This is a genomic window from Paenibacillus sp. FSL P2-0121 (assembly GCF_037975345.1).
In the GTDB taxonomy this organism is placed as follows: domain Bacteria; phylum Bacillota; class Bacilli; order Paenibacillales; family Paenibacillaceae; genus Paenibacillus_AQ; species Paenibacillus_AQ odorifer.
On the sequence record NZ_CP150245.1, the window covers coordinates 974,731 to 1,000,452 of the forward strand.

The following is a 25,722-nucleotide window of genomic DNA, read 5'->3' on the forward strand; positions in this document are numbered from 1 at the left end:
ACATGGAACGCATTAAACGCTTCATCCGCGAGCTCTCCGAGCAGCAATGGCTAGAGGTGCAGGAATTGCGCGATTGGGAGATTCTGTCCTCGGTGTATCAATTGCCGGGACAGTATGACAAGCTGCAGCCTTATAAGGACGGCAGCAATTATGATCTGTTCCCGAGTGTGCAAGGAACGACCTATTTCTTCCGCCGTACTTTGGAGATTCCGGCTAACTGGCTGCCGGGCCACATCGGGCTGATTTTTGCTTCAGGTGGGGAAGGGCTGCTGCGGGTGAACGGTGAATCGCGGCAAGGACTTGACCGCAATCATACCTTTGTGACCCTGACAGGTGATCCATCTGGCCGTCCGTTGGACCTGGAAATCGAACTCTTCGATCCGGTCCCCGAGCCGGTGGACCCATTAAATCAACAGGCGGTGATCCAGCCGCCGATTCGGATGATCCACAGCCAGCTGGTGCTGGTGAATAGACCTGTGCAGAGTCTAATGTACACGGCAGTAGTGATTCGCGATTCGGCAATTCTGCTGCCTGAGCAGGACCAGCGCCGTAACCGGATGCTGGAAGCTTTGTATGTGGCAATGGATGAATTCGTTGGCCTTACCACGCAGGAGATCCGCGAGGGTGGTGAGATTACGCGAATCGAGCAGAAGCTGCGGGGCAGAGTCGGGGAGATCGGCGGTCATGCCGAAGGAACAATCCACATGGTGGGCCAGTCCCATATCGATATTGCCTGGCTGTGGCCTGCGCGCGAGACCGTGCGCAAGACGAGCCGGACGTTCTCGACGGTGAATGCCCTGATGGACGAATATCCTGACTATCAATATGCGCAGAGCCAGCCGCTGCTGTTCGAATATTTGAAAGACAATGACCCGGTACTCTATGAGAAGGTCAAGGCACGCATCCGTGAAGGACGCTGGGAACTGGTCGGTGGGATGTGGATCGAACCGGATCTGAACATTCCGAGCGGAGAATCGTTGATGCGGCAAATGCTATATGGTCAACGCTTTTATCTCGAAGAGTTCGGGCGCACCTCGCAGATTGAGTGGCTGCCGGATACCTTCGGCTACTGCGCTTCTCTGCCGCAGATTCTGCAGCATGGTGGCATCAAATATTTTATGACCACCAAGTTGGGCTGGAATGACACCAATGTCTTCCCTTACGATCTGTTCCGTTGGGTCGGCATTGACGGCACGCCGATGTTGTCTTACCTGAATCATGGGGTCAATGAGAATACGCTGCCCAAAGATGTGCATGAACACTATCAGTCCTTCCGCGAAAAAGATAAACATAATGAGCAGATGCTGCTCTATGGGCATGGTGACGGCGGCGGCGGGGTCACCCGCGAGATGCTGGAATATATCCAGCGTGCCGAGCTAATGGTCGGCCAGCCGGAGAGTAAATACAGTAATGCCGCGGATTTCTTCGCGGGCATTACGCGCAGTCAGCCGCAGCTGCCGCAGTGGCGGGGCGATCTGTATCTGGAGCTGCACCGCGGCACCTACACCACGCACGGCCGCAACAAGCGGAACAACCGCAAGGCGGAAGTGTTGTACCGTGAAGCGGAGCTGTGGCAGACATTAGCTTCGCCGCAGCTGGACACGGAGCAACATGCCGTAGTTGCCGGGCAGCTGCATCAGGGCTGGAAGCTGATTTTGTTGAACCAGTTCCATGATATTATTCCGGGCTCGGCGATTACCGAAGCTTACGAGACCTCGGAGAAGGAATACGCAGAGGTATTTGAGCTTGGCCGTGATGCGCTTCAGCCGGGGCTTGCGGCATTGGCCGGGAACATTAACACGTCAGGCGAGGGTACACCTTACATTGTTTTTAATGGTTTGGGTTGGATGCGGGATGCCGTGGTCGAACTTGCCCTCAATGAAGAAGGAGTCGCTAGCGGAAACTTTGCGGTGTATGGCGAGGATAACGTACTGCTGGAAGCAGATGTCCTGACGGAGGAGACAGTAGTTTCTGGTGTCTCGGTTCTCGTTCCGGAGATTCCAGCCTTTGGTTACAAGACGATCTGGATTCGTGATCTGTCTCAGAACACATCCGTTGAAAATAATGCAGAATCTGCCGCTGCTGAACATAATCAAACAGCTATAGGAGTTGTTCCCTTCGGCGACCGTTGGGAGACGGACTATTATCGTATTACCTTTAACGAGCGGGGAGAAATCACCAGTCTTTTTGATAAAAAAGGAAACCGGGAGATCGTAAAATCCGGTGAGCCGGCGAACCGCTTCCACTTTTTCCACGACCGTCCGACGCTTTGGGATGCCTGGGACATTGACAACCGTTATGAAGCCCAACCCGCCGGGGAGGCTGAACTTATAGAAAAGGGAGTGATCCGCACTGGTGCGGTGCAGGATATTTTGCGCTTCCGCTGGAAGCTGGGCCAATCCGAGATTACTCAGGATATGATTCTACATCACCATAATCCCCGGATTGATTTCCAGACGCATGTAAGCTGGAACGAAGCCCATAAGCTGCTTAAGGTAGGGTTTCCGATTGATGTTGTCGCGGATAAGGCGACTTACGAGATTCCATTTGGTGCGCTGGAACGTCCGACCCACCGCAACACCAGCTGGGAGCAGGCGCAGTATGAGGTTTGCGGGCACCGTTTTGCCGATGTATCCGAACGTGGATATGGCGTCAGTCTGCTGAATGATTGTAAATACGGCTATGACATCCAAGGCAGTACCATTCGTTTGTCGCTCCTGCGCGCGCCGAAATGGCCGGATGTTACTGCGGATCTCGGCGAGCACGACTTCACCTATTCGCTATATCCGCACCGTGGGGATTGGCGGGAGGCTCATACTGTTCGTCGTGCAGCAGAGCTAAATCATGAGCTGTATACTTTTGCCGCTTCTTCAACACAGGGGCAGCTGCCACCAACAGGCTCATTTATTGGATTCTCGGGTGAGAATGTGGTGCTGGATACGATTAAGCCATCCGAGGACGGGCAGGGGACTGTTCTCCGTTTCTACGAATCCTCGGGAGGCCGCGAGCGGGTCCAGCTCAAATGGCAGCATCCAGTTCAGAGCGTCTACCTGTCCAATGCTCTGGAAGAGCAGCTGGAACAGATCGAACACACGGCTGACGGTGAATTGGAACTTCACTTTGCCCCTTACGAGATCAAAACAATCTACATCAGAAATTAAATAATCACATCACAGATGCAAAGGAGCATAACTCACTTGGAACAATTCCGATTACCCAAAATAGCAATGCCCCAGCTGCCGCTGCCGCAGGCTGTACAAGAAGTGCTTGCCGAAGCAGAGGAGAAGCTGGCACATCGCCCGAAGCTGTTGCAGCTGTTCAAGAACTGTTTTCCGAATACGCTGGAGACGACGACTAAACTGCTGGATGACGGAACCACCTTTGTGATTACCGGCGATATTCCGGCCTCCTGGCTGCGTGATTCAGTTGAGCAGGTAATTCAATACGTGCCTCTGGCCAAAAACGATCCCGATCTCCAGCGCATTATCGGCGGTCTTATCAAACGCCATATTCAGTATATTCATATCGATCCTTACGCCAATGCATTTAATGAGTCGGCCAATGACTGGCACTGGAACACTACGGATGTGACCGAGATGTCGCCATGGGTGTGGGAGCGTAAATTTGAGATTGATTCGTTATGTTTTGTTGTGCGCCTCGCTTATACCTACTGGAAAGAGACGGGCCTGACTGATTTCTTCGACGCTGGGTTCAAGTCGGCCATGCGCCAGATTTTCGATTTGTTCAAAAGAGAGCAGCGGCATTTCGAGCAGTCTCCGTACCGGTTCAGCCGCAATAACGGCATTCCGGAAGATTCTCTGCGCAATAGCGGTCTCGGCATGCCGGTGAACTATACCGGAATGATCTGGTCGGGCTTCCGGTCCAGCGATGATGCCTGTGATTTCCACTACAACATTCCTGGCAATATGTTCGCTGTTGTCGCGCTGCGCCAGATGCAGGAATTCGCGGAGTGGGTCTTCCGCGACCTAGAATTCCTAGCTGAACTTAAAGAGCTGGAATTTGAAGTGGATCATGGCATCAAGCTCTACGGCATTTATCGCCATCCGGAGTTTGGTCCGATTTATGCTTATGAGACCGACGGCTTCGGCAATTACTGCCTGATGGACGATGCGGGAACGCCCGGACTGATCTCCATTCCGTATCTGGGTTACGCTTCGGCGGATGATCCCATCTACCAGAACACCAGACGTTTCGCATTGAGCAAAGAAAATCCGTTCTATTATGAAGGCACAGCTGCCAAAGGGATCGGCAGCCCGCACACTCCGGAGAACTATATCTGGCATATGGCGTTGTCTATGCAGGGCATTACGGCTCAGACTGCCGAAGAGAAGCTGGAACTGATTGCGATGCTGGAAAGTACGGATGCCGGAACCGGATATATGCATGAAGGCTTCCATGTGGATGATCCTAGTGTATTTACCCGCAGCTGGTTTGCATGGTCGAACAGCTTGTTCTCGCAGCTTGTCTATCGGGCGATGAAGGAAGGTATTCTGTGAGCGGGGGCCGTATCATCCTGTTCGCGGACCCGTCTTTTCCCGGGTATACCGCAGCGGGCGGACTGACAGCGGAACAGGCACAGTCTATAGGAATACATCATACTGACCCTCCTGTTCATGCAGCACAGCTGGCCGAAACGCTGGACAGCGCCAAGGCCGGGGACTGCTTCGTTAGCTTCCATGCTCCATACTTCCCAAAGGAAGCTTGGCCTTCCATCGTCGCTTATTTGAGCAGAGGCGGCAGCTTGATCAGCATTGGCGGTGCCCCGTTTAAGCATCCAGTCCGCCTAGTCGCTGAAGAGTGGCGGGTCGAAGCTGAGCAGACTGCCTATCACCGCCAGCTGCATATCCATGAAGCGCTGCAGGTGAGCAGCGCAAATCGCATACAGCAGCATGTCGCGCTTAGAGACATTCCGCTCTTTGTAGGCGATGAGCAGCTGCTGGCCCTGTCGGATACCTGGAACCTGGTGCCGCATGTCACTAAAAGCAGTGACCTGCCGGAGCAGATGGGTTCCAGTGGACCCATGGACACGCGGATCTACCCGCTGCTTAAGGGCATTACCGCCGCCGGGCGGGAAGTTTCAGCTCCAGCTGTGCTGTGGGAGCATATCGGCGGGCCTTTTGCTGGTGGCCGTTGGATCTTCATCGGCCAACCGCTTACGCCTGATTTCTGGAATCAAGGCGGAACGGAAGCATTAACCCGCTGGGCAACTTTTGCCGCTCGGGGAGTAACAGAGCTGTGGCTGAAGCCTAACTATGCTTCTTATGAAGAAGGCGAGCGGCCGCTGCTGTTTTTGCAGGGTCAGCGGCTAAGCCGTAGCCAATCGTCACCGACATCAGCGCAGTGGACCCTGAACATCACTCTGAACAAAGACGGGGAGTCTATCCCATGTTTCACTCACGAGTGCAAGCTTGAGGTCAGTCGCGAGCTGAACTTCCTACGTGTACCGCTTGCTATAGAAATTCAACCTGGCCTGTATCATCTTTCTTGCCATGCTGTATCGGAAGAAGGCGAAGTGCGGATGTTGCGTCAAGGCTTTTGGGGATATGACGTGGGCCTGTTATCGCAGGGGGAACCGATTAAGGCTGGAAGAGATTATTTTATCAAAGACGGTCAGCCTTTACCTGTTGTCGGCATGACTTATATGACCTCTGACGTAGCGCGGAAGTTTCTATTCCTGCCAAATGCTGATGTCTGGGATCGGGATATGGCACAGATGCGGAAGGCAGGCATCAACTGGATTCGTACCGGCATCTGGACAGCCTACCGCAATATTATGCAGGTAGACGGTCATGCCTCGGAAGAAGTGCTGCGAGCGATTGATGCTTTTCTACTGACTGCGAAGCGGCATGAGCTGCAGGTAACCTTTACGTTCTTCTCCTTTACACCGGAGACTTGGGAAGGGACGAATCCTTATCTCGATCCGCGCAGTGTAGAAGCGCAAAAACGGTTCATCCGCTCCATCATCGCACGGCATCGCACGACAACCCATGTGGATTGGGATTTGATCAATGAACCGTCAATGTTCGATCCGCCGCGGATTTTCTCGGACGGACCGAGCTCGGCGCGAGATAAATATGAACACGCTGCTTTCTCTGCTTGGCTGGAAGAACGCCATGGTGATATAACTTTGCTGCAAGAGCGCTGGAATATGACGCCGCTGGAATTGCCGGATTTTGCGGCTGCACAACCTCCTGAGCGAGAAGAGATTAACTTTAGTGTGCAGGATATTCATTCCGGGAAGCGCGGCACACGTTGGCTCGACTACTGCCTGTTCTCCATGGACATGCACAACGTATGGGCAAGGGAGCTTAGCGGGACTATCAAGGAACTCTGCCCAGATCATTTAGTGACCGTAGGGCAGGATGAGGCTTTAGGTGCCCAACGGCCATCGCCGTTCTTTTATGAGCGCGATGTCGATTACACCACTGTTCACAGCTGGTGGTTGAATGACAATCTGCTCTGGGATGGAATTTTTGCCAAAACCCATCATAAACCGAACCTCATTCAGGAGACCGGCATCATGTACGTAGAGACGCCAGACGGACGGGCTAAACGCAGTGAGGAAGAATTGCGGGCCATGCTGGAGCGCAAATATGCCTATGCGTTTGCTTCTGGAGGTGCCGGGGCTGTGCAATGGATCTGGAACACGAACTTTTATATGGATAATGCCAATGAATCACAGATCGGTGCGCTGCGGGCCGATGGGACTGAGAAGCCGGAAGCGGATGTGTCTTATGATTTTGGGCGGTTCATCGGCGAAGCCGGGGGATTATTTGACGGGCGGAAGCTGGAAGAGATTGCCGTGGTTTTCCCTTACTCTAATGACTTCTCTAACCGGAAGCTCGCCTATGATGCGACTACCCGCCTGACGCGGATCTTATCTTATCAGCTTCATTTGCCTTTCCGCGCCGTATCGGAATACGATCTGGCTCCGCTGGAGGCAGAGCCGGCTAAGTTGATTCTCCTGCCGAGTGTGCACAATCTGGATAATGACGCCCTTCAGCAATTGCTGGACATAGTGGAGCGTACAGGTGCCGTTCTGCTCATTACTGGAGCATTGGGGGTTGATGCGTATTGGCAGCCTTCGGATCGTATGGACGCAATAGTAGGAGCCCGTAAACTTGGTAACATGCGCCGTGAGGAGCAGCTTCTATTGAACGGACGCAAGTTTGCGGTGTCCTATGGACAGAAGCGAATCGCGGAGCTAGTCAAAGAAACGCCAGCAAATGCAGATGTTGATTCGTCTAGCTCAGGTGGTGTGGGTGATCACCTCATCGAACGCCAGCTTGGCACAGGTCGCCTGATCTGGTGCCCGCTACCTTTAGAACTGAATGACCGCGACGAGCCGATCGCCGCGCTCTACCAATATGCTGCACAAGCCGCAGGTATCGAAACCGGGCTGGAATGGATCAGCGGTGGAGACCTGCCAGGTGTGTACGGGCGAAAGCTTGCTTTTGCAGAAGGTTCATTGTATATCTTCGTATCTGAATACGCCTGGGATGCCGAACTTGAAATAAAAGATCCTGCAACTGGAGCTCATTACTCATTTTTACTGGAGAAAGAACGTTCGGTGTTGTTTGCAGCTGATTCAGCGGGCAAGCTGGTAGCTGTCTACAGACCTGAAGAGGTTAACATTACGCTTAATAAATGCTGAAGAACTGAGGTGTACACACAGATGACCCACACAACAACCAAAACAGCCCATATCGTGTCCCATACTCACTGGGACCGTGAATGGTATTTGCCCTATGAGAAACACCACGTCCGTCTGGTTCAGCTGGTGGATGCACTGCTTGCGAAGCTGGACGGAGATTCCGCCTTCCGCAGTTTTTACCTCGATGGGCAAACCATTATTCTGGAGGATTATCTTCAGGTTCGGCCAGAGAACAAAGAGAAGCTGGAGAAGTATATCCGGGATGGGCGAATCTTGATTGGACCTTGGTACATTTTGCAGGATGCGTTCCTGACGAGCGGCGAGGCAAATGTGCGGAATATGCAGATCGGCCATCAGGATGCCGAGAAATACGGCGAGCCTTCCAAAATCGGCTATTTTCCCGATACGTTTGGATTGGTCGGACAGACTCCGCAGCTGATGTTGCAGTCAGGGATTACGAATGCTTTTTTTGGACGCGGGGTGAAGCCTACGGGATTTAACAACACTGTATCGGATGCAGGTTATGAGTCCTCTTTCTCCGAGCTGATCTGGGAAGGGCCGGATGGATCCAAAATTCTCGGTATCCTATTTGCCAACTGGTATTCTAACGGCAATGAAGTTCCTGTTGAGGAAGGTGCGGCTCGGGAATTCTGGGACCGTAAGCTTGCGGATGCAGAGAAGTATGCTTCAACGGGGGAGTTATTGTTCATGAACGGGTGCGACCACCAGCCTCTGCAATTGGATTTGCCGGAAGCTATCCGCACCGCCGAAAAGCTATACCCTGAAGTGAAGTTCGTGCATTCAAATTTCCCGGACTATCTGCAAGCCTTGGATCAGCAATTATCCTCGGGTCAGCGGGAGCTCTCCACCGTTACAGGGGAACTGCGCAGCCAGCGTACTGACGGATGGGGCACCTTAGTGAACACAGCCTCAGCCCGGGTTTATTTGAAGCAGATGAACCAGCTGGGCCAGACTCTTTTGGAAAAAGTAGCCGAGCCGCTGGCCTCCATCGCCCGCCTGTCCGGACAGGACTACCCGCACCATCTATTCACCTATGCCTGGAAGACGCTGATGCAGAACCATCCGCATGACAGTATCTGTGGTTGTAGTGTGGATGAAGTGCATCGTGAGATGGTAACTCGTTTTGATAAAAGCCGGCATGTTGCTGAGAGCATCATAGATGACAGTGCTAAGTTTATCGCAGATCAAGTGGAGACTTCTGGCTTTTCCGCATACGGGGAAGATGCAGTTCCTTTTATAGTGATGAATACCACGGGGTGGAAGCGTACGGGAACGGTAACTATAGAGCTGGATGCTGAACGGTTATATCTGCGCGAGGGTTATCCTTTGGATGAGACCGCCCGCAGAATGCTGGCTGTTGATTTGTCCGGCAGGATTCTCGTCGATCACACAGGGGAGGAATTAGCGTCTACAGTGGAAGATCTGGGTTTAAACTTTGGTTATGATCTGCCTGATGACCAATTCCGTCAGCCGTATATGTGCCGCAAAGTGAGACTTACTTTTGAAGCACGCAATGTGCCTGCACTTGGGCTTTGTACTTACGCTTGGGTACAATCAACTACGGAATCCGCTCAGGGAAGCTCTTTAATAGAAGGAGAGCGCAGCTTGGAGAATGCATCTCTCAAGGTAGTTGTTGCTGAGGATGGTTTATTTACGTTATTGGATAAGCATAGCGGTACCACTTATCGTGAGTTGGGGATTTACGAGAATACCGGAGACGTAGGCAATGAATACATGTACAAGCAGCCAGAAGGTGAACAAGCGCTGACGACCAAAGGCCAGCCTGCAGTTATTAAGGTGATTGAAGACTCTCCCTTCCGTGCGGCCATTGAGATCCGAATAGATTGGGAGATTCCGGCTTCGGCGGATGACACCTTGGAGGCGGAACAGCGTGCACTTGTGTATTATCCTGAGCGTAAAGCGCAGCGGAGTGTAAATACGGTGGTTTTGAAGCTTCGTACCGTCGTATCGCTGGAGCGGGAAGGCAAAGGTGTGCATATTGAATCCACAATTAATAACCAAGCCAAGGATCACCGGATACGAATGCTGTTCCCGACCGATCTGTCTACCGATGTGCATCGTGTGGATTCTATGTTTGAAGTGGCTACACGGGACAATAATCCGGCACCAGAATGGGCAAATCCGAGCAACACTCAACATCAGCAATCCTTTGTCGATGTCAGCAATGGCAATGTAGGACTTACGGTAGCCAACCAGGGATTGAACGAATATGAGGTTCTGCGGGATGGACGCAATACTATTGCCGTCACCTTGCTACGCAGCGTAGGGGAATTGGGGGATTGGGGCTGGTTCCCAACTCCGGAAGCTCAGTGCCTGGGCGAATACACAGCACAACTGGAGCTGATTCCTCATTCTGGTGAGGGAAGTGAACAACGGGCATTTACAGAGGCCTATCAATTCCAGACTCCTTGGACGGTATGTCAGACCGGCCTGCATAGCGGGAAGTTGAACTCTGGATATACCCCATTGGTTTGGGAGGGAGACAACATGGCCTTCTCATCCATGAAAATGAACGGAGCTTCCGGCGACTTGTTTTTGCGTTGGTACAATATGTCCGCTCAGCAGACAGAGTTGCAACTGAAAGTGAACAGTCCTCAAGAGTATTTATTTAAAAGCAATATCTTAGAGCAGCCTAACCCTGCTTTACAAGGAGCAACGTCTTCGGTTCACCACTTAGAGGTCGGACCATCTGAGATTGTAACTGTAGGTGCGAAATTAAGCTTCTAAGTAAAAAGATGTCCCGGGGCTTCCCTGCCGGGGCATCTTTTGATTTACTTTCTTCTATAAGACTTGTGCCAATCTTGAATGGCCTCTTGGCGGGAGGGGAATCTCATCTGGATCCAATTGTTTGTTTCCCATTCATGAATCGCCTGCTGTTTAGTTTGGTAAAAGCTGTAGTCGCAAATGTTCCAGCTGTTATACAGTTTCTGATACCATTTCCCTTTAGGGATGTCGCCAGGGTAACGGCGGACGGCTTTATTGGCTTGTTTTTTATCCCATGATGAACCATCTTTCTGTTGGTCGCTGCACACGGGTTGCTTTTTCACACTTCTGCTCATTGATTCTCCAACCTCCTTTTAGAGGGAAGCTAGAGATCATGCAAGGTCTTTATATGAATCACCTCTTTGCCAAAAAATAATGGAATTGATACCTATGTATGAAGGGGCTCTGATGTTAAATAGATAGACGCGGAAAAGGGGAATACGGTTGCGATACAATTGCGGAGAAGTATGTGTTTAGTTTTTTTAAAATAAAGCTTGCAATGAATCTCTATACATGATATATTCTAAGTCCGGCCAAGAAGTACACATGCCGAGCTCGAAAAAGAAGTTGAAAAAAGAGCTTGACATTAAATAGCCGAACATGATATAGTATAAGAGTTGCTGCTGAGACATTAAACGGCGCCAACGAGAACTTGATCTTTGAAAACTGAACAACGAGTGAGTAGGAAATCACGTAAGTGAAATCCAAAATTAGAGAATTAATTTTCTCGTCAGATGTTTCAAAATGAGCATATCGCTCTTTTCAATACTAATTGGAGAGTTTGATCCTGGCTCAGGACGAACGCTGGCGGCGTGCCTAATACATGCAAGTCGAGCGGAGTTATTTTGAAAGCTTGCTTTCAAAATAACTTAGCGGCGGACGGGTGAGTAACACGTAGGCAACCTGCCCTTCAGACTGGGATAACTACCGGAAACGGTAGCTAATACCGGATAATTTCTTTTTTCTCCTGAGAGAAGAATGAAAGACGGAGCAATCTGTCACTGAGGGATGGGCCTGCGGCGCATTAGCTAGTTGGTGGGGTAACGGCCCACCAAGGCGACGATGCGTAGCCGACCTGAGAGGGTGAACGGCCACACTGGGACTGAGACACGGCCCAGACTCCTACGGGAGGCAGCAGTAGGGAATCTTCCGCAATGGGCGAAAGCCTGACGGAGCAACGCCGCGTGAGTGATGAAGGTTTTCGGATCGTAAAGCTCTGTTGCCAGGGAAGAACGTCCGGTAGAGTAACTGCTACCGGAGTGACGGTACCTGAGAAGAAAGCCCCGGCTAACTACGTGCCAGCAGCCGCGGTAATACGTAGGGGGCAAGCGTTGTCCGGAATTATTGGGCGTAAAGCGCGCGCAGGCGGCTATTTAAGTCTGGTGTTTAAACCTTGGGCTCAACCTGAGGTCGCACTGGAAACTGGGTGGCTTGAGTACAGAAGAGGAAAGTGGAATTCCACGTGTAGCGGTGAAATGCGTAGATATGTGGAGGAACACCAGTGGCGAAGGCGACTTTCTGGGCTGTAACTGACGCTGAGGCGCGAAAGCGTGGGGAGCAAACAGGATTAGATACCCTGGTAGTCCACGCCGTAAACGATGAGTGCTAGGTGTTAGGGGTTTCGATACCCTTGGTGCCGAAGTTAACACAGTAAGCACTCCGCCTGGGGAGTACGGTCGCAAGACTGAAACTCAAAGGAATTGACGGGGACCCGCACAAGCAGTGGAGTATGTGGTTTAATTCGAAGCAACGCGAAGAACCTTACCAGGTCTTGACATCCCTCTGAATCTGCTAGAGATAGCAGCGGCCTTCGGGACAGAGGAGACAGGTGGTGCATGGTTGTCGTCAGCTCGTGTCGTGAGATGTTGGGTTAAGTCCCGCAACGAGCGCAACCCTTAACTTTAGTTGCCAGCAGGTAATGCTGGGCACTCTAGAGTGACTGCCGGTGACAAACCGGAGGAAGGTGGGGATGACGTCAAATCATCATGCCCCTTATGACCTGGGCTACACACGTACTACAATGGCCGGTACAACGGGAAGCGAAGCCGCGAGGTGGAGCCAATCCCATCAAAGCCGGTCTCAGTTCGGATTGCAGGCTGCAACTCGCCTGCATGAAGTCGGAATTGCTAGTAATCGCGGATCAGCATGCCGCGGTGAATACGTTCCCGGGTCTTGTACACACCGCCCGTCACACCACGAGAGTTTACAACACCCGAAGTCGGTGGGGTAACCCGCAAGGGAGCCAGCCGCCGAAGGTGGGGTAGATGATTGGGGTGAAGTCGTAACAAGGTAGCCGTATCGGAAGGTGCGGCTGGATCACCTCCTTTCTATGGAGAATCGTTCTCTGCAATGAGAACATTCAAATCGGAAGTTTAACTTCCACAATCTCAGGTTTAGGCCTGTTACTCACTCGTTGCTCAGTTTTGAGAGTTTAAGCTCTCAAGTAAGACTTGATCCTTGAAAACTGGATACCGAAACGAATTTGCGTTTTAGAACATCTTTTAGCAACTTGTGCAAACAAGTAAATGTTATTAGTGAGATTTTTCTTCGGAAGAATCAAGGTTAAGCTAATAAGAGCACACGGAGGATGCCTAGGCGCCAGGAGCCGACGAAGGACGTGGCGAACAACGAAACTGCCTCGGGGAGCTGTAAGCAAGCTTTGATCCGGGGGTGTCCGAATGGGGAAACCCAGCTGTGGTAATTCGCAGTTACTCATTTCTGAATACATAGGAAATGTAGAGGCAGACCAGGGGAACTGAAACATCTAAGTACCCTGAGGAAGAGAAAACAATAGTGATTCCGTCAGTAGCGGCGAGCGAACGCGGAACAGCCTAAACCTAAGAGCTTGCTCTTAGGGGTTGTGGGACGTCTCACATGGAGTTACAAAGGAATATGGTAGGTGAAGAGGTCTGGAAAGGCCCGCGATAGAGGTAAAAGCCCTGTAACCTAAACTGTATTCTCTCCGAGACGGATCCCGAGTAGTGCGGGGCACGTGAAACCCCGTATGAATCCAGCAGGACCATCTGCTAAGGCTAAATACTACCTGGCGACCGATAGTGAAACAGTACCGTGAGGGAAAGGTGAAAAGCACCCCGGAAGGGGAGTGAAATAGAACCTGAAACCGTGTGCTTACAAAAAGTCAGAGCCCGATCTATGGGTGATGGCGTGCCTTTTGTAGAATGAACCGGCGAGTTACGTTTAACATGCAAGGTTAAGCCGAGAAGGTGGAGCCGCAGCGAAAGCGAGTCTGAATAGGGCGACTTAGTATGTGGACGTAGACCCGAAACCGTGTGATCTACCCCTGTCCAGGGTGAAGGTGCGGTAACACGCACTGGAGGCCCGAACCCACGTACGTTGAAAAGTGCGGGGATGAGGTGGGGGTAGCGGAGAAATTCCAATCGAACTCGGAGATAGCTGGTTCTCCCCGAAATAGCTTTAGGGCTAGCCTCGGTATAAGAGTAGTGGAGGTAGAGCACTGATTGGGTGCGGGGTCCGCAAGGATTACCAAGCTCAGTCAAACTCCGAATGCCATATACTTATTGCCGGGAGTCAGACAGTGAGTGCTAAGATCCATTGTCAAAAGGGAAACAGCCCAGACCATCAGCTAAGGTCCCCAAGTGTGTGTTAAGTGGGAAAGGATGTGGAGTTGCACAGACAACCAGGATGTTGGCTTAGAAGCAGCCACCATTGAAAGAGTGCGTAATAGCTCACTGGTCGAGTGACTCTGCGCCGAAAATGTAACGGGGCTAAACACACCACCGAAGCTATGGCTAGATACGTATGTATCTGGGGTAGGGGAGCGTTGTGTAGGGGTTGAAGGTGTACTGAAAAGAGCGCTGGACACTACACAAGTGAGAATGCCGGTATGAGTAACGAAAAGATCAGTGAGAATCTGATCCGCCGAAAGCCCAAGGTTTCCTGAGGAAGGCTCGTCCGCTCAGGGTAAGTCGGGACCTAAGGCGAGGCCGAAAGGCGTAGTCGAAGGACAACAGTTTGAAATTACTGTACCACCGTAATCCGCTATGAGCGATGGGGTGACGCAGGAGGGTAGTGACGCGGACTGATGGATGTCCGTCTAAGCAGTGAGGCTGATGTGTAGGCAAATCCGCACATCATTAAGGCTGGGCTGTGATGGGGAGCGAAAATTGTAGTAGCGAAGGTCATGATCTCACACTGCCAAGAAAAGCCTCTAGCCAGGAGAAGGTGCCCGTACCGCAAACCGACACAGGTAGGCGAGAAGAGAATTCTAAGGCGCGCGGAAGAACTCTCGTTAAGGAACTCGGCAAAATGACCCCGTAACTTCGGGAGAAGGGGTGCCCCGGTAGTGTGAATAGCACGAGGGGGCCGCAGTGAAAAGGCCCAAGCGACTGTTTAGCAAAAACACAGGTCTGTGCGAAGCCGCAAGGCGAAGTATACGGGCTGACGCCTGCCCGGTGCTGGAAGGTTAAGGGGAGTGGTTAGGGGTAACCCGAAGCTATGAACCGAAGCCCCAGTAAACGGCGGCCGTAACTATAACGGTCCTAAGGTAGCGAAATTCCTTGTCAGGTAAATTCTGACCCGCACGAATGGCGTAACGACTTGGGCGCTGTCTCAACGAGAGATCCGGTGAAATTTTAATACCTGTGAAGATGCAGGTTACCCGCGACAAGACGGAAAGACCCCATGGAGCTTTACTGCAGCTTGATATTGAATTTGGGTACGATCTGTACAGGATAGGTGGGAGCCGTAGAAATCGGAGCGCAAGCTTCGGTGGAGGCGCCGTTGGGATACCACCCTGATCGTATCTAGGTTCTAACCTAGTACCCTTACCGGGTACGGGGACCGTGTCAGGCGGGCAGTTTGACTGGGGCGGTCGCCTCCTAAAGAGTAACGGAGGCGTTCCAAGGTTCCCTCAGAATGGTTGGAAATCATTCGCAGAGTGCAAAGGCATAAGGGAGCTTGACTGCGAGACCTACAAGTCGAGCAGGGACGAAAGTCGGACTTAGTGATCCGGTGGTACCGCATGGAAGGGCCATCGCTCAACGGATAAAAGCTACCCTGGGGATAACAGGCTTATCTCCCCCAAGAGTCCACATCGACGGGGAGGTTTGGCACCTCGATGTCGGCTCATCGCATCCTGGGGCTGAAGTAGGTCCCAAGGGTTGGGCTGTTCGCCCATTAAAGCGGTACGCGAGCTGGGTTCAGAACGTCGTGAGACAGTTCGGTCCCTATCTGTCGTGGGCGCAGGAAATTTGAGAGGAGCTGTCCTTAGTACGAGAGGACCGGGATGGACGTACCGCTGGTGCACCAGTTGTTCCGCCAGGAGCATGGCTGGGTAGCTACGTACGGACGGGATAAGCGCTGAAAGCATCTAAGCGTGAAGCCCCCCTCAAGATGAGATTTCCCAATTAGTAAGACCCCTTGAAGACGACGAGGTAGATAGGTTGGAGGTGGAAGTGCAGCAATGCATGGAGCTGACCAATACTAATCGGTCGAGGGCTTATCCTAAAAATACCCCAAAAAGTGAAGAAAAGGCTGCGAAGCTAATTCCGAATACTTTCCGGGGGCCCCGAAGAGATGACGGGCGACGCAAATTCAATTCGGATTCAGTTTTCAGGCGATTAAGCCTGAGCATTTACGCTGTAAATGCCCGTTTGGTGGCGATAGCGGAGGGGTTCCACACGTACCCATCCCGAACACGACCGTTAAGCCCTCCAGCGCCGATGGTACTTGGACCGAAGGGTCCTGGGAGAGTAGGACGCCGCCAAGCGGACAACCACATTACCCGTGGTATTTTTTTTGCCCTTAATATTAATATGTCTTAGAAGGGCCTTTAGCTCAGCTGGTTAGAGCGCACCCCTGATAAGGGTGAGGTCGGTGGTTCGAGTCCACTAAGGCCCACCATATTCCCTGATAGCTCAGTTGGTAGAGCACTCGACTGTTAATCGAGTTGTCACAGGTTCGAGTCCTGTTCGGGGAGCCATTTATGGAGAGGTGTCCGAGTTTGGCCGAAGGAGCACGATTGGAAATCGTGTAGGCGCCACAAGCGTCTCGAGGGTTCGAATCCCTCTCTCTCCGCCATAAAATTATTAGCATGGCCCGTTGGTCAAGGGGTTAAGACACCTCCCTTTCACGGAGGTAACATGGGTTCGAATCCCATACGGGTCATATCATGGAGGCTTAGCTCAGCTGGGAGAGCATCTGCCTTACAAGCAGAGGGTCGGGGGTTCGATCCCCTCAGCCTCCACCATATTTTTTTCACTGACGCGGGGTGGAGCAGCCCGGTAGCTCGTCGGGCTCATAACCCGAAGGTCGCAGGTTCAAGTCCTGCCCCCGCAACCAATTTACTCTTATACATTATGTTTAGGGATAAGCTGGTATGGTGAAAATGAATAGTATATACTAATTAATGACGCGGGGTGGAGCAGCCCGGTAGCTCGTCGGGCTCATAACCCGAAGGCCGCAGGTTCAAATCCTGCCCCCGCAACCAATTTACACTTATGCATTATGTCTATGGAACCGTGGTGTAGTTGGCCTAACATGCCTGCCTGTCACGCAGGAGATCGCGGGTTCGAATCCCGTCGGTTCCGCCATTTAGTTAATTATTATTGGGGATTAGCCAAGCGGTAAGGCAACGGACTTTGACTCCGTCATGCATAGGTTCAAATCCTATATCCCCAGCCATTTATGAGAGCCATTAGCTCAGTTGGTAGAGCACCTGACTTTTAATCAGGGTGTCGAAGGTTCGAGTCCTTCATGGCTCACCATTTTCTTTAAAGTGTGCGCGTGTGGCGGAATTGGCAGACGCACCAGACTTAGGATCTGGCGTTTCACGACGTGGGGGTTCGAGTCCCTTCACGCGCACCATGTTTTTGCGGACGTGGCTCAGCGGTAGAGCATCGCCTTGCCAAGGCGAGGGTCGCGGGTTCGATTCCCGTCGTCCGCTCCATATAGATTTTGCGCCCTTAGCTCAGCTGGATAGAGCGTTTGACTACGAATCAAAAGGCCGGGAGTTCGAATCTCTCAGGGCGCGCCATTTTTATTACTAAGCAGTTATAGTATTGTTAACGGGATGTAGCTCAGCTTGGTAGAGCACCTGGTTTGGGACCAGGGGGTCGCATGTTCAAATCGTGTCATCCCGATTTTATACCTTTGCGGGTGTAGTTCAATGGTAGAACTTCAGCCTTCCAAGCTGATAGCGTGGGTTCGATTCCCATCACCCGCTTATAAAGAGAAACACCTGCCGGTATTAGGCGGGTGTTTTTTTGTATAGTTAAGCACGTATGGATACAATAGGAACTAGAGATTTTATTTGAGGAGGGGCCAATGTTTGAATTTGAAGCAAGGTTAGTCAGACCAGATACGAATGGGAGTTGGACATATCTTACGGTTCCTTTTGACGCTGAACAAATATATGAAACTAAATCAAGGATACAAGTTAAAGGAAGCCTGAATGACATTCCCTATAAAGGAACACTCATGCCGCATGGTAATGGGAAACATTTTATGGTCGTGAAAAAAGAACTGCGAGACTTAGCCCATGCTCAACCTGGAGATATAGTACGGGTGACAATGGAACAAGATCATCAATTGCGAGAGATAGAAGCTCCAGAAGATTTTCTGGACGCACTAAGCAGCAATGAGCAGGCAGAGGTATATTATAACAGCTTGGCTTATTCCTATCGGAAGGAATATGTGAGCTGGATCGAAGGGGCGAAAAGACCGGAAACCAGAGCAGCAAGGATCCAGAAGTCAGTTAATAAGCTGGAAGTAGGTTTGAGGCTTAAATAATAGAACAGCGTCCTCCTCCTTAATATCTGGAAAGGGACGCTGCTGTAGTGGGTATATAAGGGATCGTCCTTATATAAGAACGCCTACTTCACCATTATTCACGAACTTAATGCTTTCGATCTTCACCTCTAGTTGACCTGAAGGAATCGCTAGCTGACAAGTACTGCCGAGCTCAGCCAGCAGCAGCTGCATGCCTATAGGTGACAACATAGAAATCTTGTTATCGTTAGGTTCTGCTTGGTTAGGAAATACGATGGTATAGATATCTGTAGTATTATCGTCCAAGTAACGAAGCTGCAGCTGACTTCCGATAAAGACCTGTGAATTCAAATCTTCACCATTGAACTCAGTTAGTAATTGTTCCAGCTCGGAGCAATAACGGGATAACAGCGTTTCAGCGTTGCTTCTATCTTTGCTCCGTACCGGAAAGTACTGATTTAGAAATGCGATTTTTTCCTCATCAAAATAGATAAGCTGCTGAAGCAGCTGTGTCCGTGAGCCTTCATAGATAAGACTATGGTTCATAGTAGATTTCACCCCCTCTAAGTAGCACATTCCTTGTAAACCTGTTATGGTGTGTTGCCATCTTAAAATCCCTCCTATACAAATAGAGGTCCCCCAATGGAGACCTTCTGATCAGTATACCAGCTTCTATTTGTAAATCCAATCCATTTTAAAAGGGGAATTAAAACCTTCTAAAAATTGTAATGAAAACCTTTGACTATTACATACTTGGGTGCTATGATAGGCTGATGCATAGGCATTTCGTAGAAAACTGCGAAATGCCTATACTGTATTTTGAAGATATTTTTACATTAATTGTTACCTGGGGAGTGATACGCCATGTACATTTCGTTGAGTTCACATATAGATTCCAGAACTATAAAATAACTACTTAATTTATTAAAGGAGGAGATCAGGATGATTCAAGTTAAAGAGTTTGTAGATGCTGATAATTCTTATGCAGAGAATAAAGCTAATGAGTTCCTGGCAGGACTACGGGAGGAACAGATTGTGAATATCTGTTACGGTTCGGTAGTTAAATCATCACGTGATGGGGCAGAGCACCAAAGAACCACTATACTGGTCGTGTATAAGACAAATGAAAGGCAATAACTGGAACACGTTTTTTTCATGTCTATCCATTGTCTCCACGCTGGGCGTTGTGATTGTCATCATTTATTATGTTTTCAGCTAATTAGCAAAAAGAGGACCTTTCCCATCTACGGGCAAAGGTCCTCTTTAGTTTATAAGTGCATTTACAATCTTACATTCCGTCTGGTACAGATAAACCCAAACCGGATGCGATACGCTGTCCCAAGTCTGGATCAGCTTTAAAGAAATGCTCAATCTGGAGACGTTTGATATCGTTACTTTCAACAGGAGTCATAGCGCCAACGATATTTTGAACTAGACGGGTACGTTCTTCTTCAGACATTAGACGGTACAAGTCACCTGGTTGTGTATAGTGATCATCACTATTGTAGGAGACACTATCCGCATAACCAGAGACTTCGAACGGCGATGTTTTATGCTGCGGTGATTCTTTAGGTCCTCCTAAGCTGTTAGGCTCGTAATAGGCACCGGAACCGCCATTGTTGCCCAAGGCCATACCACCATCACGTTGATAGTTCTTCACTTCTACTTTTGGACGGTTGATAGGTAAACTGTTATGGTTAGGGCCAACCCGGTGGCGGTGTGCATCACCATAAGCGAACAGACGGCCTTGTAGCAATTTATCCGGCGAAGCTTCAATACCAGGAACGAAAGAGCCGGGGGAGAATGTAACTTGTTCTACTTCAGCGAAGTAGTTCTCCGGATTGCGATCCAATACCATACGGCCAACCTCGATTAACGGATAATCTTTTTGCGACCAGACCTTTGTTACATCAAATGGATCAAAACGGTAAGTCTTCGCATCCTCGATTGGCATAATTTGCACGTAGAGCTTCCAAGCAGGGAAATCTCCTTTATCAATAGCATTAAACAAGTCCTCTGTATGATAATCCGGGTTTTCCCCAGCGATTTTGGCAGCAAGGTCTGCATCTAGATTCTTAATGCCTTGTTCTGTTTTGAAATGGTATTTCACCCAGACTGCATTGCCCTCGGCATTTACCCACTTGAAGGTGTGGCTACCGAACCCATGCATATGTCTCAGCGTAGCTGGAATTCCGCGATCCGACATCAAAATCGTTACCTGATGCAGAGATTCAGGCGATAAAGACCAGAAGTCCCATACAGCATTCGGGTTCTTCAGATGTGTCTGTGGATCACGTTTCTGTGTATGAATAAAGTCCGGGAATTTAATCGCATCACGAACGAAGAATACAGGCGTATTGTTACCTACGAGATCATAGTTTCCTTCTTCAGTATAGAACTTCACGGCAAATCCACGAGGGTCACGTACGGTATCAGCAGAACCTAATTCACCAGCTACAGTAGAAAAACGAATGAACAACGGTGTACGTTTGCCTACTTCAGACAAAAAGTTAGCTTTTGTGTATTGGGTTAGATCTTTTGTAACTTCAAAATACCCGTGAGCGCCAGCACCTTTAGCATGAACGACACGTTCAGGAACACGTTCTCTGTTAAAGTGGGCTAATTTCTCAAGCAAATGGACATCTTGCAGTAAAGTGGGACCGCGGTCACCGGCTGTCATTGAATTCTGATTGTCGCCTACTGGAGCACCCCAGCTGGTTGTAAGATTATTATTATTGGAGCTCATTAATAGAATCACCTCATGAGATTTGATTTTAGATTTAGTATAAGTTCTATATTAATGTTTTTTAGAGAAATTGCAACACTTTTTAAATAATTGACTCATTACAATATGTGGTAATCGTCAATACATCGTTGGCACATTCAGATATATATGATAGACAAAGTGATTAATTACTTAGCAGAATTAAAAAAGAAACAGCGCATCCCTACCATCACTGAAGGGGTGCGCTGCATTTTTTGATATAGAAGATATTCGGTTCTTGTACTTAGGCTTTAATGTACATTCTGTTGTAATATTCATCTAACATTCTTTTGGTGGCAAACTCCGTACGGGTGGTTTCGATACTCTTTTTCATCATTTGTACCCACTGTTCACGATTCTCGTAAAAGGTTGGGAGTACACGTTTCAATAAGGTGTCGTACAGTGCATCACTATCATGCTTATCCAGCACCTCAAAGTCTGTAGTTTCGAAGCCGTCTCCAATCTGCCAGCCATTCTCACCATCGATGCAGGCTTCCGGCCACCAGCCATCCAGAATAGAACAGTTCAATACACCGTTCATAGCTGCTTTCATCCCGGAGGTGCCGCTGGCTTCCAATGGTCTGCGTGGATTGTTGAGCCAAATATCAGCACCGCGCGTCAGCTGGGCGCCAATCGTCATATCGTAATTCTCGAGGAACACAACACTCTTTGGATACTTTTTCATCATCGCTACTAGGTTACTGACGATTTTTTTACCGTTATCATCGAGTGGGTGCGCTTTGCCGGAGAATACAATTTGTATCTTTCCAGACTCCAGATAAGGTTCGATAATTTCTGGCTGCGAGAAGATCAGGTCGCTTCGTTTATATGGAGCAGCTCTGCGTGAGAAGCCGATGAGTAGATTGTCAGCATTTAAGCTAATGCCGGAACGTTCTTTGATGAACTGGATCAGTTCGCCCTTGATCTCTTTATGCACTGCCCATAAGTCACCATCCTGTTCGTAGGCTTGTGTCATTCTATCATCTACCCAGGTAGGAGTATGGATGGCATTAGTAATGCCTATAATTTCTGATCTTCCGGCTACTTCCTTCCACATTTTATTAGCCGTATCGGCGTGTAGCTGGGCTACTGCGTTGGAAATACGTGATAGTCTTAGACCTGCAACCGTCATATTAAATGGCTCGCCGCCGATCCGCTCCATCTGGTCACGGGTTAAGCCGTTGAACGCACTCATATACTCAAGTCGGTCGAGAGGATGGGTTTCGTTGCCTTCTTTGATTGGTGTGTGGGTAGTGAATACGACTTCTTCGCGAGTGGCTTTCCACGCTTCTTCGAAGGTATGGCCTCCGGACATTTTTTCACGGATTAGTTCGATAGCCGCTAGAGCCGCATGACCCTCATTGAAGTGATAGACATCAATAGGGATTTGCAGTGCACGCATAGCTTTGACTCCACCAATCCCAAGCACGATCTCTTGTGCGATCCGTTCTTCGCCGAACCAGCCGTACAATTGGCCTGTGATCCAGGCATCATTATTCTCGGGAATATCCGTATCCAGTAAATACAATGTGCTGTTGCCAAAATAATCAGTTTTCCATACTTTGCATACCACATCGGTTTTTCGGACTTTAACAGTTACCTTAACCCCTGTATCTTCAAGAAACTCATAAACATAATTGTGATAGGAGTCGTACGGATTGCCATTGGCATCAATCTTTTGGTCCGTGTAACCTTGTTTCCACTTCAGCCCAATAGGGATGATAGGGGCGTTGATATCTTTTGCACCCTTGATGTAGTCTCCGGCAAGAATGCCCAGACCTCCGGCATACATTTTGAAATCGGAATGCAGCCCGTACTCCATACTAAAATAAGCGACTGACGGTAATTTTTGTTCGTTCACTTGATAAGCCTCCTAATCACGGATTAGATTAAATTGCAGTGAAGCTGCGGGCATTATCTTAGGTGCAAACGTTTGCTCAAAATAGTGCAGGCAATCATTGTGGAAGCGATTGCACCACTATTCTAGCACACTCGATGAATAAAAGCATAACGTCAATTTGGTGAAAACAACCATTTTGAATCCAATTGAGCGGAATTGATTGATAAAGTGGACAGAAGCCCCTAAGATAAAGAGATTGAAGAAATAATTAATGGTGGTGTCTAAGTTGGATATAGTTGTGATTGGAAGCTTGAATATGGATATGGTGGTACGTACAAACCGGTCACCGGATGCAGGAGAAACCCTGATTGGACAAGCCTTTGCTCTATCTCCTGGCGGAAAAGGGGCAAATCAGGCCGTTGCCGCAGCACGTCTGGGTGCAGAGGTTAGTATGATCGGAAGAGTTGGAAAAGATACCTTTGGTAGCGAAATGCTGGAGATTATCAGGAATGAAGGCATTCATATAGAGCATATTTCTGTAAGTGAACATGAGGCAACAGGAGTCGCCTCAATCGTTATTGAAGAAGATGGAGAAAATCGGATTATCGTGGTACCTGGAGCGAATATTGAGCTTACGGTAGAGGATATTCAGGCATTGGAGGCTGTGATTAGCCAGGCTAAGATCATTGTGCTGCAGCTTGAAATGGATCTGGCGATGAGTGAGCAGGCGATTGCGATTGCCCATCGTAAGGGGATTCCGGTCATCCTTAATCCTGCACCAGCTAGAGTGCTAAAGGATGAGATGCTGGCTCAGGTATCTTACCTGACACCTAATGAGACGGAAGCCGGGATTTTGTCCGGAATGACTGTGGATAGCGCAGAGACTGCTGAGCAGGCAGCCCGTATTTTGCTGCAAAAAGGAGTACAGAACGTAATTGTAACCTTGGGTTCAAAAGGTGCCCTGATTGTGAATGCTGAAGGTGCCAAGGCTGTTCCAGGCTTCCCGATAAAGGCGGTAGATACAGTTGCTGCCGGTGACTCATTTAATGGCGCATTAGCCCAACAGCTGGTCTTAGGGAAGACCTTGGAGGAAGCCGTGAGCTTCGCTAATGCTGTAGGTGCATTGGCTGTAGGGAAAGAAGGGGCGATCCCTTCATTGCCGCAGTTGTCCGAGGTCGAGCAGTTTCTAAAACGTAAATCGCTGTAGAATAGACAGTACAGGATATTCAAGATCTATACTAGATGAGATAGGATAAGGAGCTTAAATAATGAGCAGAACAGTAACCGTTAAAAATGTGATCATCGGCGAAGGAATCCCTAAGATATGTGTTCCGCTAATTGGAGCGACCTTGTCTGAGCTGAAGCAGGAAGCGGAAGCGCTGAAAGTACTGCAACCTGATTTGGTGGAGTGGCGGACGGATTTTTTTGCTGAAGTGGAAGACGTTGCAGCTGTAAAGAACGCACTAAGCGAAATCTGTTCTGTGATTCCAGATCTGCCGCTGATTTTTACTTTTCGGAGTGCAAAAGAAGGCGGAGAGAAGCAAGTCAGCACGGAATATTACACAGCACTGAATAAAGCTGCTGCCGAGAGCGGTCTAGTAGATATAATAGATGTTGAACTATTTAATGATGAGCAGGATGTAAAGCTACTGGTCGAAGCTGCTCATGCTCATAACGTGTCTGTCATTATTTCAAATCATGATTTTCAGGGTACACCTCCTAAAGAGGAGATCATCTCACGGTTATGCAAGGCGCAGGAGCTTGGCGGGGATTTGCCTAAAATTGCCGTTATGCCCCGAGATGCAGGCGATGTGCTAACTTTGCTGGAAGCTACACATATCATGAAGGAAAAATATGCAGACCGTCCGATTATAACGATGTCTATGGCGGGAGCCGGGGTGATCAGCCGTTTGGCAGGTGAAGTTTTTGGTTCAACGCTTACCTTCGGAGCTGCACATAAACCTTCTGCACCTGGCCAGGTAGCTGTCGCTGAGCTTCGGAATACATTGTCGCTGCTGCACCGCAGTCTGTGATTTCTGCTGATTGCTATTGCCTCAAAAAAAAGGCATCCGGAGTATCCGGATGCCTTTTTCTATTTTAAAATATTGTTCGTGCGCTTACGCATTTTTTCCCGTATATACATGTACGGCATCTCTTAGAAACGCAGCGAGTCCAGGGCGGCGTTTGTCATAGTATTCGGTAAAACGTTCATCATCAACATACAATTGTGCAACACCAGCATGAGCTTCTTTGGAATAGGAATTCCAGTAGAAGGAGAGCCACTCACGGTGTAGGTCTGCACTTTTTTGCGCTAATACACTGGCAGGATCTCCATGCTCCATTGCTTGCAAGAGTGTTTCGAACATCTCTTCCTCAAGCTGTTGTATAGCGGCATATTGATCTTCTGTCATTCCTTTAAGCTTTTGGTTGGATTGATTAATGGTGTCATCTCCGTATTTCTCCCTTATTTCTTGGCCATATTTCTTTTCGTTGTCATCTACCAGCTTTTGTTTAAAGCCTTCGAATTTTTCAGTATCACTCATGGTAATTCTCCCTTCTTTTTGAGCCAGCGTCTTTTCGACGTTAGCGATTAATAGATCTAATTGCTGTCTTTTTTCCAGTAGCTTGTCATGATGCTCCCGCAGCGCTTTGGCTCCGTCGAATGAGGGCTCTGTCATAATAGCCTTGATACGTTCCAGACTTAAGCCAAGCTCCCGATAAAATAAAATTTGCTGTAGTAGATCTACTTCGGTACGGCCATAGATACGATACCCCGAAGAGTTGATTCTCGCCGGCTTAAGAATGCCAAACTCATCGTAGTAGCGCAGGGTCCGTGTGCTGATTCCAGCTAACTCTGCGAGCTTCTGCACTGTGTATTCCGTAGTATCA

At 49.4% G+C, this 25,722-nt stretch carries 13 protein-coding genes, 15 tRNA genes and 3 rRNA genes; 26 read left to right on the forward strand and 5 right to left on the reverse strand.

Annotated elements, in window-relative coordinates; translation table 11 throughout:
- Positions 1-2: 2 nt before the first annotated feature.
- Genes MKY54_RS04130 through MKY54_RS04145 form a run of 4 tightly spaced genes read left to right on the forward strand, consistent with a single transcriptional unit; the run spans position 3 to position 10,444 of the window.
- A complete protein-coding gene (locus MKY54_RS04130; protein WP_076130105.1) occupies positions 3-3,161 on the forward strand; it encodes an alpha-mannosidase in 3,159 nt (1,052 codons plus the stop codon).
- A gap of 36 nt (positions 3,162-3,197) precedes the next feature.
- The gene (locus MKY54_RS04135; RefSeq protein ID WP_076130111.1) at positions 3,198-4,517 is read left to right on the forward strand and encodes a glycoside hydrolase family 125 protein; all 1,320 of its coding nucleotides are present in this window, start codon (positions 3,198-3,200) and stop codon (positions 4,515-4,517) included.
- The gene (locus MKY54_RS04140) at positions 4,457-7,675 is read left to right on the forward strand and encodes an alpha-amylase family protein (RefSeq protein ID WP_076130106.1); all 3,219 of its coding nucleotides are present in this window, start codon (positions 4,457-4,459) and stop codon (positions 7,673-7,675) included. The genes MKY54_RS04135 and MKY54_RS04140 overlap by 61 nt, the downstream gene beginning before the upstream one ends.
- Positions 7,676-7,696: 21 nt before the next feature.
- Complete coding sequence (locus tag MKY54_RS04145; RefSeq protein ID WP_339189636.1) at positions 7,697-10,444, forward strand: alpha-mannosidase; 2,748 nt, start codon at positions 7,697-7,699, stop codon at positions 10,442-10,444.
- A 44-nt stretch (positions 10,445-10,488) separates the two neighbouring features.
- Here MKY54_RS04145 and MKY54_RS04150 read toward each other — a convergent pair whose 3' ends face one another.
- On the reverse strand, positions 10,489-10,776 hold the full coding sequence (locus MKY54_RS04150; protein ID WP_076130108.1) for a hypothetical protein: 288 nt from the start codon (positions 10,774-10,776) through the stop codon (positions 10,489-10,491).
- Positions 10,777-11,249: 473 nt separating this feature from the next.
- On the opposite strand from MKY54_RS04150, the gene MKY54_RS04155 reads away from it, so the two are divergent.
- The 19 genes from MKY54_RS04155 to MKY54_RS04245 all read left to right on the forward strand — a co-directional run bounded on the left by MKY54_RS04155 (position 11,250) and on the right by MKY54_RS04245 (position 18,250).
- Positions 11,250-12,807: ribosomal RNA gene (locus MKY54_RS04155) — 16S ribosomal RNA — on the forward strand.
- A 233-nt stretch (positions 12,808-13,040) separates the two neighbouring features.
- Positions 13,041-15,967: ribosomal RNA gene (locus tag MKY54_RS04160) — 23S ribosomal RNA — on the forward strand.
- 145 nt (positions 15,968-16,112) lie between these two features.
- A 5S ribosomal RNA gene (rrf, locus tag MKY54_RS04165) occupies positions 16,113-16,229 on the forward strand.
- Together the 16S, 23S and 5S rRNA genes with 15 tRNA genes alongside form the textbook arrangement of a ribosomal RNA operon.
- 57 nt (positions 16,230-16,286) lie before the next feature.
- A tRNA-Ile gene (locus tag MKY54_RS04170) sits at positions 16,287-16,363 on the forward strand.
- 3 nt (positions 16,364-16,366) lie between these two features.
- Positions 16,367-16,442, forward strand: a tRNA-Asn gene (locus MKY54_RS04175).
- Positions 16,443-16,447: 5 nt separating this feature from the next.
- A tRNA-Ser gene (locus MKY54_RS04180) sits at positions 16,448-16,540 on the forward strand.
- Between the two features lie 15 nt (positions 16,541-16,555).
- Positions 16,556-16,627, forward strand: a tRNA-Glu gene (locus MKY54_RS04185).
- A gap of 6 nt (positions 16,628-16,633) precedes the next feature.
- Positions 16,634-16,709, forward strand: a tRNA-Val gene (locus MKY54_RS04190).
- A gap of 15 nt (positions 16,710-16,724) precedes the next feature.
- Positions 16,725-16,801 (forward strand) — tRNA-Met (locus MKY54_RS04195).
- Between the two features lie 71 nt (positions 16,802-16,872).
- Positions 16,873-16,949 (forward strand) — tRNA-Met (locus MKY54_RS04200).
- A 25-nt stretch (positions 16,950-16,974) separates the two neighbouring features.
- Positions 16,975-17,052 (forward strand) — tRNA-Asp (locus MKY54_RS04205).
- Between the two features lie 16 nt (positions 17,053-17,068).
- Positions 17,069-17,143 (forward strand) — tRNA-Gln (locus tag MKY54_RS04210).
- A 7-nt stretch (positions 17,144-17,150) separates the two neighbouring features.
- Positions 17,151-17,226 (forward strand) — tRNA-Lys (locus tag MKY54_RS04215).
- Positions 17,227-17,241: 15 nt separating this feature from the next.
- Positions 17,242-17,326, forward strand: a tRNA-Leu gene (locus MKY54_RS04220).
- Between the two features lie 7 nt (positions 17,327-17,333).
- A tRNA-Gly gene (locus MKY54_RS04225) sits at positions 17,334-17,408 on the forward strand.
- A 10-nt stretch (positions 17,409-17,418) separates the two neighbouring features.
- Positions 17,419-17,495, forward strand: a tRNA-Arg gene (locus MKY54_RS04230).
- A gap of 32 nt (positions 17,496-17,527) precedes the next feature.
- Positions 17,528-17,601: transfer RNA gene (locus tag MKY54_RS04235), tRNA-Pro, on the forward strand.
- 12 nt (positions 17,602-17,613) lie between these two features.
- Positions 17,614-17,684, forward strand: a tRNA-Gly gene (locus MKY54_RS04240).
- A 101-nt stretch (positions 17,685-17,785) separates the two neighbouring features.
- On the forward strand, positions 17,786-18,250 hold the full coding sequence (locus tag MKY54_RS04245) for a YdeI/OmpD-associated family protein (RefSeq protein ID WP_339189637.1): 465 nt from the start codon (positions 17,786-17,788) through the stop codon (positions 18,248-18,250).
- Positions 18,251-18,319: 69 nt separating this feature from the next.
- Here the strand turns inward: MKY54_RS04245 and MKY54_RS04250 are convergent, their stop codons facing one another.
- Positions 18,320-18,775 carry a GreA/GreB family elongation factor gene (locus MKY54_RS04250; protein ID WP_036686880.1) on the reverse strand — a complete coding sequence of 152 codons (456 nt, stop codon included), beginning with the start codon at positions 18,773-18,775 and terminating at the stop codon, positions 18,320-18,322.
- Positions 18,776-19,171: 396 nt separating this feature from the next.
- On the opposite strand from MKY54_RS04250, the gene MKY54_RS04255 reads away from it, so the two are divergent.
- Positions 19,172-19,366, forward strand: a complete 195-nt coding sequence (locus tag MKY54_RS04255; RefSeq protein WP_036686883.1) for a sporulation protein Cse60 — start codon at positions 19,172-19,174, stop codon at positions 19,364-19,366.
- Positions 19,367-19,517: 151 nt separating this feature from the next.
- Here the strand turns inward: MKY54_RS04255 and katA are convergent, their stop codons facing one another.
- Positions 19,518-20,975, reverse strand: coding sequence for a catalase KatA (gene katA / locus MKY54_RS04260; RefSeq protein ID WP_076187446.1), 1,458 nt, complete (start codon positions 20,973-20,975; stop codon positions 19,518-19,520).
- A gap of 262 nt (positions 20,976-21,237) precedes the next feature.
- Positions 21,238-22,854, reverse strand: coding sequence for an alpha-glucan family phosphorylase (gene glgP / locus MKY54_RS04265; RefSeq protein WP_076130674.1), 1,617 nt, complete (start codon positions 22,852-22,854; stop codon positions 21,238-21,240).
- 256 nt (positions 22,855-23,110) lie between these two features.
- Here glgP and rbsK point away from each other — a divergent pair, with 256 nt between their 5' ends.
- Both rbsK and aroD read left to right on the forward strand, forming a co-directional pair.
- Complete coding sequence (gene rbsK, locus MKY54_RS04270) at positions 23,111-24,040, forward strand: ribokinase (protein WP_339191117.1); 930 nt, start codon at positions 23,111-23,113, stop codon at positions 24,038-24,040.
- 61 nt (positions 24,041-24,101) lie between these two features.
- The gene (gene aroD, locus MKY54_RS04275) at positions 24,102-24,866 is read left to right on the forward strand and encodes a type I 3-dehydroquinate dehydratase (protein WP_339189639.1); all 765 of its coding nucleotides are present in this window, start codon (positions 24,102-24,104) and stop codon (positions 24,864-24,866) included.
- A gap of 84 nt (positions 24,867-24,950) precedes the next feature.
- Here the strand turns inward: aroD and MKY54_RS04280 are convergent, their stop codons facing one another.
- The gene (locus MKY54_RS04280) at positions 24,951-25,703 is read right to left on the reverse strand and encodes a MerR family transcriptional regulator (RefSeq protein WP_076187440.1); all 753 of its coding nucleotides are present in this window, start codon (positions 25,701-25,703) and stop codon (positions 24,951-24,953) included.
- Positions 25,704-25,722 lie beyond the last annotated feature (19 nt).